This window comes from Klebsiella sp. RC2, assembly GCF_014192815.1.
GTDB classification, from domain to species: domain Bacteria; phylum Pseudomonadota; class Gammaproteobacteria; order Enterobacterales; family Enterobacteriaceae; genus Klebsiella; species Klebsiella variicola.
The window spans coordinates 215,663-229,758 of record NZ_JACHYL010000005.1; the positions used below are offsets into that span (position 1 = coordinate 215,663).

Annotated in this window: 11 protein-coding genes; 8 read left to right on the plus strand and 3 right to left on the minus strand. The window is 59.1% G+C overall.

The annotated features are described in order from the left end of the window. Positions 1–235: 235 nt before the first annotated feature. Together ppnN and queF are read right to left on the minus strand one after the other, a co-directional pair. On the minus strand, positions 236–1,603 hold the full coding sequence (ppnN, locus tag FHW76_RS17095) for a nucleotide 5'-monophosphate nucleosidase PpnN (protein WP_008806258.1): 1,368 nt from the start codon (positions 1,601–1,603) through the stop codon (positions 236–238). A 111-nt stretch (positions 1,604–1,714) separates the two neighbouring features. Next, positions 1,715–2,560 (minus strand): NADPH-dependent 7-cyano-7-deazaguanine reductase QueF, encoded by an 846-nt coding sequence (gene queF, locus FHW76_RS17100; protein WP_008806257.1) that lies wholly within the window; start codon positions 2,558–2,560, stop codon positions 1,715–1,717. A gap of 68 nt (positions 2,561–2,628) precedes the next feature. Here queF and syd point away from each other — a divergent pair, with 68 nt between their 5' ends. The 8 genes from syd (at position 2,629) to FHW76_RS17140 (ending at position 11,115) form a co-directional block, all read left to right on the plus strand. After that, positions 2,629–3,174, plus strand: coding sequence for a SecY-interacting protein (syd, locus tag FHW76_RS17105; protein ID WP_008806256.1), 546 nt, complete (start codon positions 2,629–2,631; stop codon positions 3,172–3,174). A 632-nt stretch (positions 3,175–3,806) separates the two neighbouring features. Beyond that, positions 3,807–4,136, plus strand: a complete 330-nt coding sequence (locus FHW76_RS17110; protein ID WP_008806255.1) for a YqcC family protein — start codon at positions 3,807–3,809, stop codon at positions 4,134–4,136. After that, a complete protein-coding gene (gene truC, locus FHW76_RS17115) occupies positions 4,136–4,930 on the plus strand; it encodes a tRNA pseudouridine(65) synthase TruC (protein WP_008806254.1) in 795 nt (264 codons plus the stop codon). Before FHW76_RS17110 ends, truC begins: the two co-directional genes overlap by 1 nt. Positions 4,931–4,934: 4 nt before the next feature. Next, the gene (locus tag FHW76_RS17120) at positions 4,935–5,378 is read left to right on the plus strand and encodes a flavodoxin (RefSeq protein WP_012540723.1); all 444 of its coding nucleotides are present in this window, start codon (positions 4,935–4,937) and stop codon (positions 5,376–5,378) included. Between the two features lie 471 nt (positions 5,379–5,849). Continuing rightward, positions 5,850–7,208 (plus strand): MFS transporter, encoded by a 1,359-nt coding sequence (locus FHW76_RS17125; RefSeq protein WP_008806252.1) that lies wholly within the window; start codon positions 5,850–5,852, stop codon positions 7,206–7,208. Next, on the plus strand, positions 7,205–8,545 hold the full coding sequence (locus FHW76_RS17130; protein ID WP_012967325.1) for an enolase C-terminal domain-like protein: 1,341 nt from the start codon (positions 7,205–7,207) through the stop codon (positions 8,543–8,545). Before FHW76_RS17125 ends, FHW76_RS17130 begins: the two co-directional genes overlap by 4 nt. A 17-nt stretch (positions 8,546–8,562) precedes the next feature. Further along, positions 8,563–9,903, plus strand: a complete 1,341-nt coding sequence (gene gudD, locus FHW76_RS17135; RefSeq protein WP_008806250.1) for a glucarate dehydratase — start codon at positions 8,563–8,565, stop codon at positions 9,901–9,903. A gap of 72 nt (positions 9,904–9,975) precedes the next feature. Continuing rightward, positions 9,976–11,115 carry a glycerate kinase gene (locus tag FHW76_RS17140; protein WP_032731169.1) on the plus strand — a complete coding sequence of 380 codons (1,140 nt, stop codon included), beginning with the start codon at positions 9,976–9,978 and terminating at the stop codon, positions 11,113–11,115. Between the two features lie 131 nt (positions 11,116–11,246). On the opposite strand, the gene barA is transcribed toward FHW76_RS17140, so the two are convergent. Continuing rightward, positions 11,247–13,997, minus strand: a complete 2,751-nt coding sequence (gene barA / locus FHW76_RS17145; RefSeq protein ID WP_012540726.1) for a two-component sensor histidine kinase BarA — start codon at positions 13,995–13,997, stop codon at positions 11,247–11,249. Positions 13,998–14,096: the final 99 nt, after the last annotated feature.

Below are 14,096 nucleotides of genomic sequence, written 5' to 3' on the forward strand. Positions count from 1 at the left end.
GCGTAATAACGAGGGATTTACTGTAAAAAAGAGATGTAGTCGACGTTTTTGCGCTTAAAACCATTTTTTGCAGTGATAATTGTCGCAGTTTTTACCAACGCAAACGATTGGCTATGTAGAAATGATTCAGGTGACTGAATAATAACAGAAAGGTTTTTAGCGTGTTCTGGAAGTCAGAGGAAGAGAGCCCGCCGGGGGCAGGCTGTAGAAGATACCCCGGCGGGAGAGTGAGAAATCAGGCGATGATTTCGTAGCAAGGAATATAGGCGGTGCCGCCCGGCAGTTTCATACGATGCTGGGCGACGAAGCCCTGCAGCAGATCGTCCATGCGGCGCATCATCTCCGGATCGCCATGCAGCTTGTAAGGACCGTACTGCTCAATGGCCTGGATGCCCACCTCTTTGACGTTACCCGCGACAATCCCGGAGAAGGCGCGACGCAGGTCGGCGGCCAGCACTTCCACCGGTTGGTCCGGGGAGAGCTTGAGATTGGCCATGTTTTCATGGGTCGGATCAAACGGCATCTGCAGGTCCGGCGAGATGCGAATCGACCAGTTGAAGCTGTAGGCGTCATCGGTCTCGCGACGGCTCTCTTTCACCAGCGGCATCGCTTTTTTCATCTGCCGCGCCACTTCCGCCGGATCGTCGATGATGATCCGATAGTGACGACGGGCGGACTCGCCCAGAGTATGGGTGATAAACTCGTCCAGCACGCGGAAGTAGTCGGCGCTCTCTTTCGGTCCGGTGAGGATCAGCGGCAGCACCTGCGCTTTGTTCTCCGGATGCATCAGAATACCCAGCAGATAGAGCAGCTCTTCGGCAGTGCCGACGCCGCCCGGGAAGATAATGATCCCGTGGGCGATGCGCACGAAGGCTTCCAGACGCTTTTCGATATCCGGCATGATGATCAGTTCGTTGACCAGCGGGTTCGGCGGTTCTGCGGCAATGATGGACGGTTCGGTCATGCCGATAAAGCGGCTGTCTTTGTAGCGCTGCTGCGCGTGGCCGACTGCGGCGCCTTTCATCGGGGCCTCCATCGCGCCAGGCCCGCAGCCGGTGCAGATGTTCAGTTCGCGCAGTCCCAACTGCGTACCGACGCGGCGGGCGTAGAGATATTCGTTTTCATTAATGGAGTGACCGCCCCAGCAGACGATCATGTTCGGTGCTTCGCCGACGTGCAGCGCGCGGGCGTTGCGCAGGATCGAAAACACCAGGTTGGTGATATGGACCGAACTTTCCAGATCGAGGTTCGGGAAGCGAACGGTATTGTGGATCTGGCCGTAAACGAACAGGATATCGCGCAGCACGGCGAACAGGTTGGCCTGCAGGGAACGGATAATACGCCCGTCAACGAAAGCTTCTTCCGGCGGGTTGATCAGTTCCAGCTTCACGCCACGTTCGCGACGCAGCACGTTAATATCGAAGTTTTCAAAACGGGAGAGCAGCTCCTTGCTGTTATCGGTCAGGCTCCCCGAGTTAAGCACAGCAAGCGAGCAGTTGCGAAAGAGTTGATACAGGTCACTGCTGGCGGTGCGCTTAAGCATATCCACTTCCAGCTGCGACAGCATATCCATTGAACCAAGCGGGCTAACATGTGTAATCAAGTGAACTCCTTACAGGACGCTTATGGTCTTCCTGTGATTACAATAGCCCTGCGAGCGGCGTTTCCACAACCTTGCGCGCGCCTAAACGCACGCATATTGTGAAATTATTTATTATTGTCGGGCGAGGCGGCCAGTGGCGGGGGAAAAGTCGCCGTTGCTGCGCCAGGGGTTGATATCCAGACCGCCGCGTCGCGTATAGCGGGCGTAAACGGAAAGCGATTCCGGCTGGCAGAAACGGAGAATATCGTTAAAGATGCGCTCGACGCACTGCTCATGGAATTCGTTATGATGGCGGAATGAGACCAGATAGCGCAGGAGCTGCTCGCGGTCGATTTTCGCCCCCCGATACTGGATCTGTACCGAGCCCCAGTCCGGCTGGTGGGTGATCAGGCAGTTGGATTTCAGCAGATGGCTGACCAGCGTCTCTTCCACGATTTTGCCGCTGGCGGCGCCCTGCAGATAGTCGGTGCTGAACTGATAGTTATCGATCTCGATATCCTGATCGTCGATGCAGGCGCCGTGCAGGTGGGCAATCGGCTGGCCTTCCAGTTCATCCAGCCGATACAGCGCCACCTTGACCTCGCCCTGCGCGCAGGCGCTCAGATCGCGGGTCAGCGTCTCTGCAACGTCCTGCCAGCTGGCGAAACGCGTCTGGTTAAAGCTGTTGAGATAGAGCTTAAAGCTTTTTGACTCCACCAGATTGACGCTGGTGTCGGGGAGTTCGACGTGGCCGACGGCCACCTGCGGCAGGCCTTTGCCGTTCAGCCAGGAGAGTTCGTACAGCGTCCAGATATCGGCGCCGTGGAACGGCAGGTTATCGGCATGCAGGCCCAGCGGATCGCGGTTAAGGCTGCGCGGGACGCCCTGCAGCAGCGAGGCGTCATAAGTATCGCGGTAATCGGTTGATTTACCGAGCGTCAGGCCGGCCAGCGCCTGATGATTATCGTAAGAAGACATGTTTCACCATAGTAAAGCGGGTACACTATCTCTCCAGTGTATCCTGTCTAACGTGAAGAGAGAAACCGGTGGACCATCAGACCGCAGAAGCGCTGCGCGCTTTTACCCAACGTTACTGCGCCGCCTGGCAGCAACAGCGCAACAGCCTGCCGCGCAGTGAAGAGCTTTACGGCGTTCCGTCGCCTTGCGTCGTTGATACCCAGGGCGAGGCCGTATTCTGGCAGCCGCAGCCGTTTTCGCTGGCGCAAAATATCAGCGCGGTTGAACGCGCCCTGGATATTGTGGTACAACAGCCGCTTCATTCTTATTATACCACTCAGTTTGCCGGCGACATGACCGGCCGGTTTGCCGACGAAACGCTGACGCTGCTGCAGACCTGGAGTGAAGAGGATTTCCAGCGGGTGCAGGAAAACTTAATCGGGCACCTGGTGGTACAGAAGCGCTTGAAGCTGGCGCCGACGCTGTTTATCGCCACCCTCGAGAGTGAACGGGATGTGATTTCCGTCTGTAATCTCAGCGGCGAGGTGATCAAAGAGACCCTCGGCACCGCCAAACGCATCACGCTTTCCCCCTCGCTTGCGAGTTTCCTCAGCCACCTTGAGCCGGTTCTGTAATCCAGTCTACCTGGTCGTTTGTGAGAGATCTCTTACAAAACCTGTAAGAGATCGTCATCATTTAAGGCAAATTTAATCCCTTCTTTTTTTTATAAGTCATTGGTATCAAATCAGATCTTAATTTTTTCGTCCTTTTGAGTGGGGACTAATCTTAAGAGATTGTCTCAAGAAGGGTTGTAAGACGAGGCAGAATCAGTGATCCTATGTCTGTCGACAGGAAGTCGCGAAATGAAGCGAACATCAGGATGATGGCGCTTCTGCAGGACCCGCCAGGATGGCGTTGCAAGGACAGGCTTCAGGATGAAGCAAGGATAACGCAGGAACGCGTAATGGACACCTCCAGGATGGAGAACGAGAGCCGCTCAGGATGAACGGTGGATCAGGAAGATCGGGACAAACTTAAGGATAAGTCATTTCGCATCGGGGTGGTGTGAAAGCAGGATGCGCGAGTTTATGGATGAACATTGGTCAGGAGACCTCAGGAAAAGTTTTCAAGGACGAGCAGGGAGCACCAATGTAGCGGGAATGCTGCAAAACGAACCGGGAGCACTGTTTATACAGTGCTCCCTTTTTTTATTTCTTCTGCGGATTTGCTATCCTGCGCCCGGTTTTTAACTCATCGAGGTTTCCCCATGACTCTTCACGATAGCGTGCGCGATCGCCTGCGCGCCATTGAAGCCCTGCTGCGCGAAACAGAGCACTGGCAGGCGACGGCGCCGGACAGCAGCGCCTTCGCCAGCGATAAGCCGTTTTGCCTGGATACCCTGGAGCCGCTGGAGTGGCTGCAGTGGGTCCTGATCCCGCGTATGCACCAGCTGCTGGAGAGCGGTCAGCCGCTGCCGCAAAATTTTGCCGTTGCGCCTTATTACGAGATGGCTCTGGATCAGGCCCACCCGGTCCGCGAATCCATGCTGGCGGAACTTCTGCTGTTAGACGCGCTGTTTGCCGGTGAGCAGGCCTGATGCTGGAGATTATCTACCAGGACGACTGGCTGGTGGCGGTCAATAAACCCTCGGGCTGGCTGGTGCATCGCAGCTGGCTCGATCGCGACGAGAAAGTGGTGGTGATGCAGACCGTGCGCGACCAGATTGGCCAGCACGTTTTTACCGCTCATCGTCTCGACCGGCCCACCTCCGGCGTCCTGCTGATGGGGCTGTCGAGCGAGGCGGGCCGCCTGCTGGCGCAGCAATTTGAACAGCATCAGATCCAGAAGCGCTACCATGCGATCGTCCGCGGCTGGCTGATGGACGAAGCGCTGCTGGATTACCCGCTGGTGGAAGAGCTGGATAAAATCGCCGATAAATTTGCTCGTGAGGACAAAGATCCGCAGCCGGCGGTGACCCACTACCGCGGCCTGGCGACGGTGGAGATGCCTGTGGCAACCGGGCGTTATCCCACCACGCGCTACGGGCTGGTGGAACTGGAGCCGAAAACCGGCCGCAAGCACCAGCTGCGCCGCCATCTTGCTCATCTGCGTCATCCGATCCTTGGCGACAGCAAGCACGGCGATCTGCGGCAAAACCGCAGCGCCGCAGAACATTTCGGCTGTCACCGCCTGATGCTGCACGCCAGCGAGCTGTCGTTGACCCATCCTTTTACCGGCGAGCCGCTGACCCTGCGCGCTGGTTTTGACGAGGTCTGGATGCGCGCCCTGTCGCAGTTTGGCTGGCGCGGGCTTCTCCCGCTAAATGAAAGGGTTGAGTTTGCCGACGACTGCGGTCAGGATGAAGGGAATAAGGTCAATCCAGGGAGATAATAGCATGGCGGAAGTCGGAATTTTTGTCGGCACCATGTACGGCAACTCGCTGCTGGTCGCGGAAGAAGCGGAAGCGATCCTCAGCGGACTGGGACACAAGGCAATCGTGTACGAGGATCCGCAGGTCAACGACTGGGAATCCTATACGGGTAAATATGTGCTGGTGGTCACCTCCACCACCGGGCAGGGCGATCTGCCGGACAGCATTGTTCCGCTGTATGAGGGGATGAAAGATATGTATCAGCCCCATCTGCGCTACGGCATTATCGCGCTCGGCGACAGCACCTATGCTAACTTTTGCGGCGGCGGGCTGAAATTCGACCAGCTACTGCAGGAGCAGGGCGCGAAGCGCATCGGCGAGATGCTGAAGATTGACGCCAGCGAAGACCCGGAGCCGGAGAGCGTCTCCAATCCGTGGGTTGAGCAGTGGGCCACCCTGCTCGAATAAAAGCGCTGCCCTCTCCCTACGCAGAGGGCGCTCTTTCAATACGTCGCGGCCAGATACGCGGACGTCAAAATGGTAGCGCGTTCCTGGCGCCACGCCTTTAGGCAAACGCCACAATATCCTTAGCAATATCATGGCTTAAGCCAGCCAGTTTCACCGGGTCAAGTGAGGTATTTCACACTCCGGCCCTTTTTGCTGTGCTTTGCGGCTCCAGCGGCGCTGGTTTTTCATTTCCGTGAACTTCCCCCCATTCTTTCAGGCATTCGCCACAAACCACCTGCAATAGCGGCGTAAAAGCTGTGTAGATGCACGGTGAGCCGCGGTGTGCCTCTTCATATACTGCTCCAGCCAGTGATAAATGCAGTGCCAGATATAACGACAACTATCAAAACACGACCACGTCATTCTGATTACCCTACAGGTTGTGCTGTTCAGAATGAACGTAGCTAAACGCTATGATTCAGGAGTACAACAATGAGTTCATTAAGTCAGGCGGCGACGGCGGCTGAAAAGCGCACCAACGCCCGCTACTGGATAGTGGTGATGCTGTTTATCGTCACTTCTTTTAACTATGGTGACCGGGCGACGCTGTCGATCGCCGGTTCGGAAATGGCCAAAGATATCGGCCTCGATCCTGTTGGCATGGGGTATGTGTTCTCCGCGTTCTCATGGGCGTATGTCATCGGCCAGATCCCGGGCGGCTGGCTGCTTGACCGCTTCGGTTCGAAGCGCGTCTATTTCTGGTCGATCTTCATCTGGTCGATGTTTACCCTGCTGCAGGGCTTCGTCGATATCTTCAGCGGCTTTGGCATTATCATCGCGCTGTTCACTCTGCGTTTCCTCGTCGGCCTTGCCGAGTCGCCGTCATTCCCGGGCAACAGCCGTATCGTCGCCGCCTGGTTCCCGGCGCAGGAGAGGGGGACGGCGGTATCGATTTTTAACTCCGCCCAGTACTTTGCCACCGTTATCTTCGCGCCGATCATGGGCTGGCTGACGCATGAGGTGGGTTGGTCGCACGTGTTCTTCTTTATGGGCGGCCTGGGGATTGTGATCAGCTTTGTGTGGTTGAAAGTGATCCACGATCCGAACAACCATCCGGGCGTGAACCAGAAAGAGCTGGACTATATCGCCGAAGGCGGGGCGCTGATCAACATGGATCAGAAGAGTAGCGCGCAGAAAGTGCCGTTTAGCGTCAAAATGGGACAGATCAGACAGCTGATCGGATCGCGGATGATGATCGGCATCTATATCGGTCAGTATTGCATCAACGCCTTAACCTACTTCTTTATCACCTGGTTCCCGGTTTATCTGGTGCAGGCGCGCGGCATGTCGATCCTCAAAGCCGGCTTTGTCGCCTCCGTTCCGGCGGTGTGCGGCTTTGTCGGCGGGGTGCTGGGCGGGGTGATTTCCGACTGGTTAATGCGCCGCACCGGCTCGCTGAACATCGCGCGCAAAACGCCGATCGTGCTGGGGATGCTGCTCTCCATGACCATGCTGATGTGTAACTATGTCAACGTGGAGTGGATGGTGATCGGCTTTATGGCAATGGCCTTCTTCGGCAAAGGGATCGGGGCGCTCGGCTGGGCGGTGATGGCGGATACCGCGCCGAAAGAAATTAGCGGTCTCTCCGGCGGCCTGTTCAACATGTTCGGCAATATCTCCGGTATCGTCACTCCCATCGCCATCGGCTATATCGTTGGCACCACCGGCTCGTTCAACGGCGCGCTGATCTACGTCGGCATCCATGCCCTGGTGGCGGTGCTGAGCTACCTGGTGCTGGTGGGCGATATCAAACGCATCGAACTGAAACCTGTGGTGGGGCGCTCATCATGACTACCCAATCCAGCCCGATTATCACAGAGATGAAGGTCATTCCGGTGGCCGGGCACGACAGCATGCTGCTGAACATCGGCGGGGCGCACAACGCCTGGTTTACCCGCAATATCGTGGTATTGACCGATAACGCCGGCCACACCGGCGTTGGCGAAGCGCCCGGCGGGGAGGTTATCTACCAGACGCTGCTGGCGGCGATCCCGCAGGTGGTGGGCCAGGAGGTCGCCCGACTCAATCGCGTAGTGCAGCAGGTGCACAAAGGCAATCAGGCGGCGGATTTCGATACCTTCGGCAAAGGGGCATGGACCTTCGAACTGAAGGTTAACGCGGTGGCGGCGCTGGAAGCGGCGCTGCTCGACCTGCTCGGCCAGGTGCTGAAGGTGCCGGTCTGCGAGCTGCTGGGGCCGGGTAAGCAGCGTGATGCCGTCACCGTGCTGGGCTACCTGTTCTATATTGGCGATCGGCAGAAAACCGACCTTGGCTATCTGGACCATACGCCGGGCGATCATGAATGGTACCGCCTGCGCCATCAGCAGGCGTTGAGCAGCGAGGCGGTAGTGCGTCTGGCGGAAGCCGCCCAGGATCGCTACGGTTTCAAAGACTTTAAGCTGAAGGGCGGCGTACTGCCCGGCGAGCAGGAGATCGACACCGCGCGGGCGCTGAAAAAGCGTTTTCCGGAGGCGCGCATCACCGTCGACCCGAACGGCGCCTGGCTGCTGGATGAGGCCATCGCGCTGTGCAAAGGGCTGCAGGATGTCCTGACTTATGCCGAAGATCCGTGCGGTGCCGAGCAAGGTTTCTCCGGCCGGGAGGTGATGGCCGAGTTCCGTCGTGCCACCGGGCTGCCGGTCGCCACCAATATGATCGCCACCAACTGGCGTGAAATGGGCCATGCGGTGATGCTCAATGCCGTCGACATCCCGCTGGCGGACCCGCATTTCTGGACGCTCTCCGGCGCGGTACGGGTGGCGCAACTGTGTGACGACTGGGGGCTCACCTGGGGCTGCCATTCCAACAACCACTTTGATATTTCCCTGGCGATGTTTACCCACGTCGGCGCCGCCGCGCCGGGCAACCCCACCGCCATTGACACCCACTGGATCTGGCAGGAGGGCGACGCGCGCCTGACCAAAAATCCGCTGCAGATTATTCACGGCAAGATTGCCGTGCCAGACGCGCCGGGACTCGGCGTGGAACTTGACTGGGAGCAGGTGCGCAAAGCCCATGAGGCCTATAAAGCGCTGCCGGGCGGCGCGCGCAACGACGCAGGCCCGATGCAGTACCTGATCCCCGGCTGGACATTCGACCGCAAACGTCCCGTTTTCGGCCGCCACTAATTAAAAAGGATGATGCTATGACGACTTTCACTTCAACGCCCGTTGTTACGACCATGCAGGTGATCCCGGTTGCCGGCCATGACAGCATGCTGATGAACCTGAGCGGCGCGCACGCCCCGTACTTCACCCGCAATATTGTGATTATCAAAGATAACGCCGGGCATACCGGCGTCGGCGAAATCCCCGGCGGCGAAAAAATCCGCCAGACCCTGGAAGATGCCGCGCCGCTGGTGGTGGGCAAAACGCTGGGCGAGTACAAGAATGTGCTGGGCGCGGTGCGCAATCAGTTTGCCGACCGCGACGCCGGGGGCCGCGGCCTGCAGACCTTCGACCTGCGTACCACCATTCACGTGGTAACCGGGATTGAAGCGGCGCTGCTGGACCTGCTGGGCCAGCACCTTGGCGTCAATGTCGCTTCTCTGCTTGGCGATGGCCAGCAGCGCAGCGAAGTCGAAATGCTGGGCTATCTGTTTTTTGTCGGCAACCGCCACGCCACGCCGCTGGCCTATCAGAGCCAGCCGGATGAGCAGTGCGAATGGTATCGCCTGCGCCATGAAGAGGCGATGACGCCGGATGCGGTGGTCCGCCTGGCGGAAGCGGCGTATGAAAAATATGGCTTCAACGACTTTAAGCTGAAGGGCGGTGTGCTGGCCGGTTTTGAAGAAGCTGAGGCGATCAGCGCCCTGGCGAAACGCTTCCCGAATGCCCGCGTCACTCTCGACCCGAACGGCGCCTGGCTGCTGGAGGAAGCCATCCAGATTGGTAAACAGCTGAAGGGCGTGCTGGCCTATGCGGAAGACCCATGCGGCGCCGAACAAGGTTTCTCTGGCCGCGAAGTGATGGCCGAGTTCCGCCGCGCGACGGGCCTGCCGACCGCGACCAATATGATCGCCACCGACTGGCGACAGATGGGCCATACCTTGTCCCTGCAGTCGGTGGATATCCCGCTGGCGGACCCGCACTTCTGGACCATGCAGGGGTCGGTGCGTGTGGCGCAGATGTGCCATGAGTTCGGCCTGACCTGGGGATCGCACTCCAATAACCACTTCGACGTGTCGCTGGCGATGTTCACCCATGTCGCGGCAGCGGCGCCGGGCAAAATCACCGCGATTGATACCCACTGGATTTGGCAGGAGGGCAACCAGCGTCTGACCAAACAACCTTTTGAAATCAAAGGCGGTATGGTGCAGGTACCGAGTACCCCGGGCCTGGGGGTTGAGCTGGATATGGACCGCGTGATGCAGGCAAATGAGCTATATAAGAAACATGGTCTTGGCGCCCGCGACGATGCGATGGCGATGCAGTATCTGATCCCGGGCTGGACCTTTGACAACAAGCGTCCATGCATGGTGCGCTAAATGGCCGCCGGCCTCTGCGGGGGCCGGCATTGCGCGACAGCGCCAGGGGTTGGCTCAGAGTAAGGACAGCACATGAAAATAGTGATCGCACCGGATTCCTGGAAGGAGAGTCTGAGCGCGCTGGAAGTGGCCACGGCGATAGAGCAAGGCTTTCGCGAGATTTATCCTGACGCGGAGTACGTCAAGCTGCCGGTTGCCGACGGTGGTGAAGGGACGGTGGAAGCCATGGTGGCGGCGACCGGCGGGCATCAGGTTCCGCTGACGGTCACCGGGCCGCTGGGTGAACCGGTTGAGGCATTTTATGGGCTGTCCGGCGATCGCCAGTGCGCCTTTATCGAAATGGCGGCAGCCAGCGGGCTGGAGAGCGTCCCGCCGGCGCAGCGTAATCCGCTGCTAACCACCTCCTGGGGGACCGGGGAGCTGATCCGCCACGCGCTGGACGCCGGCGTGCGACAGATCATTATTGGCATTGGCGGCAGTGCGACCAATGACGGCGGCGCCGGGATGGCGCAGGCGCTGGGGGCGAAACTGTTGACCGCCGACGGCCAGCAAATCGCCTCCGGGGGCGGCGCGCTGGAGACGCTGGCGCGTATCGACCTTAGCGAACTCGATCCGCGGCTGGCAGATTGCCGGATTGAGGTTGCCTGCGACGTCACCAACCCGCTAACCGGCCCGCAGGGGGCCAGCGCGGTGTTCGGCCCGCAAAAAGGGGCGACGACGCAGATGATCGACCGCCTCGACAGCGGCCTGCTGCACTATGCCCGGATAATCGCCCGTGATTTAGATATCGATGTGCTGAGCCTGGAAGGCGGCGGCGCAGCGGGCGGCATGGGGGCGGCGCTGTATGCGTTTTGTGGCGCAACGCTGCGCCCGGGCATTGAGATCGTCACCGATGCGCTGCAGCTGGCGACGCGGGTGGCGGATGCCGATTTAGTGATCACCGGCGAAGGGCGTATCGATAGCCAGACGATCCACGGCAAGGTGCCGGTGGGGGTAGCTAAGGTGGCGAAGCGTTTTAACGTTCCGGTGATTGGGATTGCCGGCAGCCTTACCGCCGATGTCGGGGTGGTGCATCAGCACGGACTGGATGCGGTATTCAGCGTGTTATATACCATCTGTACCCTGGATGAAGCGCTGGCCAATGCCGCCGCCAACCTGCGGATGACGGCGCGTAACGTCGCCGCGGTTTTGCAGATGGGCGGTAAGCGGTAACCCGGATAAGGTGCGTAGCACCGCGATCCGGGAACCGTCCCCGGTGGCGCTTACGCTTACCGGGGCTACCAACCGAATACCGGACCGTAGGGCGTAGCCCGGATGAGGCGCGTAGCGCCGCTATCCGGGGTTTACACGCCCATCCGGCACGCTTCGCGGGCCACATTATCCATCTCGTCTAACAGCTCGAGCAGCTCCGGCTCCAGGTCCTCGGCGGCGGTACCCGACCGCAGCTGGCTCTCCAGGGTGTGGCACAGCTTTTTCAACCGCGGCACGCCGCTGTAGCTGCAGCTGCCGTGCAGCTTGTGGATCAGATCCACCAGCCCTTCCGGCTGCTCGCCCACCAGCTGCTCTTCCACTTTATTACGCACCTCCGGCATAAAGGCGATCAGCATCTGCAGCATCTCCCGCGCCAGATCCGGCTTCATGGCGGCCTGACGCAGCGCCAGCTGCCAGTCAAGCGTCAGGTTATGGTCGATGACCGGCTCTGCGGGCGGTAGCGCCGCCGGAGCGACGCTGAGCAGGCCGGGCTGATAGCGCAGCAGCAGAGCGTGCAGTTTCTCTTCTTCGATTGGCTTCGCCAGATAATCGTTCATGCCGGCGCTCAACAGCTTCTCCCGCTGGCCCTCCAGGGCGTGCGCGGTGACCGCAATCACCGGGGTTTGCTGATGATGCGACAGATGATGAATCAGCTCGCAGGCGCGGATGCCGTCCATATCCGGCATCTGAATATCCATCAGGATCAGATCCATCTGCAGCCGCTTGGCCTGGTCCACGGCCTGCTGGCCGCTGTCGCAGAGGATCACCTGCTGCACAAGGTCGTCCAGCAGGGCGCCAATCAGCTTCAGGTTAGCCGGATTGTCGTCGACGGCCATCACGGTCATCGGCAGCTTATGGCTGTCGGTTTGCGTCAACGGCGCGGAAGCCGGCGCATGATTGGTGGCCACCAGCGCCGGCAGCAGGCGGGTGGTAGTGAGCGGTTTCAACAGGCAGGCAGCGACGCCGTCGCGCTTCAGGGCTTCGGCGCTGACCTGGGCATGACATGGCAGAGCAAGCAGCACGTTGTCAGACATCGCGCAGGCTTTGACTAATTTTTCCCGATGCGGCGACAAATCGCGCATTGAGACCGGGATGCCGACCAGCAGAATGTCGTACTGCGCTTCCGCCAGCGAGGAGAAGGTAGGGCTGTAGATCACCTCCAGCGGCGTGGCGGCCAGCATCTCCAGCGTACATTGCGCCGCCGTCGCGTTGGCTTCCACATAGGCCAGACGTTTGCCCGTCAGCCCGTCGGTGTTCAGCATATCCGGAATGGCGTTCGGGTTGAGATCAAGGCTGATATGGAACCAGAAGGTGGAGCCGCGGTTCGGCTGACTGTGGAACGAAATATCGCCGCCCATCTCTTTGACCAGACGCTGGGTGATCACCAGCCCAAGCCCGGTGCCGCCGTGCCGGCGTGAAATGCTGGCATCGGCCTGACGGAAGGCCTGGAACAGTCGGGACTGGTCGCGCTCGGGGATGCCGATGCCGGTATCGTGGATCTGAATTTCGATCTGTACCCGCGAGTTGCTGATGGCCCGCTGCTCCACCAGCACGTCGATATTGCCGTGCTCGGTGAATTTAATCGCATTGCCCACGAGGTTGGTCACAATCTGCTGCAGACGGAGCGGGTCGCCAATGACGTTATCCGGCACATTGTTCTTAATGTTCAGCGTCAGCTCCAGCCCTTTATCGTGCGCGGAATGCGCCAGCAGGGTGACCACTTCATCAAGCGAGGTGCGCAGCAGGAACGGAATACTCTCCAGAATCAGCTTCCCGGCTTCCAGCTTGGAAAAGTCGAGCACGTCATTGATGATCGCCAGCAGATTATTGGCCGAACGTTCGATGGTGGTCAGGTGGTCGCGCTGCGTGGCGTTGAGATCGGTTTTCAGCGTCAGGCGGGTAAAGCCGATCACCCCATTGAGCGGGGTGCGCAGCTCGTGGGACATATTGGCCAGGAACTCAGACTTAATGCGCGCCGCCTCCTGGGCGCGCTTTTTCGCCAGGTCCAGCTCAACGTTCTGGATCTCCATCTGCTCAAGGGTTTCCCGCAGATCGGAGGTCGCCTGGTCGACGTTGTGCTGCATCTCCTCATGGTAGGCCGCCAGCGACATGGCCATCGAGTTAATGCCGTTTTTCAACATATCCAGTTCGCCGAGCATAAAACCCTCGACCCGGCTGTCCAGCTGTCCGCGGCGGATGCGGTCGACGGTGTTGACCATATTGCGGATAGGCCCGGTGACGTCGCGCATCAGGCGCCAGCCGAAGATCAGCGCGATGCCAATGCAGAACAGCATCATCACACTGGAGATGAAAATCTCTTTGTACTGCTGGAGGCGGACTGATTTCAGATCCAGCTCCAGCGCGACGTAGCCCAGCATATTGCCCGGCATTTTGGCGTCAGATTCGGGGGACTCATCGGGCGAATAGCTTTCCGAGACGATCGGCGTGCGCAGGATCATGATGTCGCCGTCGCGGATGACGCTGAGATGGCGGGGAAATGCCTCGCCTTTCGGGATCTGCAGTTCGCTGGGGTTGAGCTGGTAATTGGAGGTGACAAACAGCCGGTTATGCGAATCATACACCGAGATGGCCCGCACGATCTCCGAATGACGCCGATGCAGGACGCTGATCAGCTGGCCGATGGATTCGCGGTTTTGCAAATTCATCCCATATTCGCTGGAGACCGCCAGCGGCTCAATAATGCTGGCGCCGGCGTCCTCCAGCTGGCGTTGCAGGTCGTTATAACGATGAGCGACAAAGAAAATACTGAGCAACAGCCCAATCAGGACGGTTGGCGCCAGTATCAGAATCATCATGCGAGCACGCAGGCTGTAGTTGGTCATGCGGTTCCATTATGGGAGAATATAGACATCATCGTTCTGTGCGCGTCGGTGCGCTTCGTGGCACTGCCGCCCTGAACGAGCTCGTTTTATTTGATTGAG

Bases quoted from the DNA above. Each gene is read 5' to 3' on its own strand.
- queF (WP_008806257.1), bottom strand. From the start codon at position 2,560: ATGTCTTCTTACGATAATCATCAGGCGCTGGCCGGCCTGACGCTCGGT.
- FHW76_RS17110 (WP_008806255.1), top strand. From the start codon at position 3,807: ATGACTCTTCACGATAGCGTGCGCGATCGCCTGCGCGCCATTGAAGCC.
- truC (WP_008806254.1), top strand. From the start codon at position 4,136: ATGCTGGAGATTATCTACCAGGACGACTGGCTGGTGGCGGTCAATAAA.
- FHW76_RS17120 (WP_012540723.1), top strand. From the start codon at position 4,935: ATGGCGGAAGTCGGAATTTTTGTCGGCACCATGTACGGCAACTCGCTG.
- FHW76_RS17125 (WP_008806252.1), top strand. From the start codon at position 5,850: ATGAGTTCATTAAGTCAGGCGGCGACGGCGGCTGAAAAGCGCACCAAC.
- FHW76_RS17130 (WP_012967325.1), top strand. From the start codon at position 7,205: ATGACTACCCAATCCAGCCCGATTATCACAGAGATGAAGGTCATTCCG.
- gudD (WP_008806250.1), top strand. From the start codon at position 8,563: ATGACGACTTTCACTTCAACGCCCGTTGTTACGACCATGCAGGTGATC.
- FHW76_RS17140 (WP_032731169.1), top strand. From the start codon at position 9,976: ATGAAAATAGTGATCGCACCGGATTCCTGGAAGGAGAGTCTGAGCGCG.
- barA (WP_012540726.1), bottom strand. From the start codon at position 13,997: ATGACCAACTACAGCCTGCGTGCTCGCATGATGATTCTGATACTGGCG.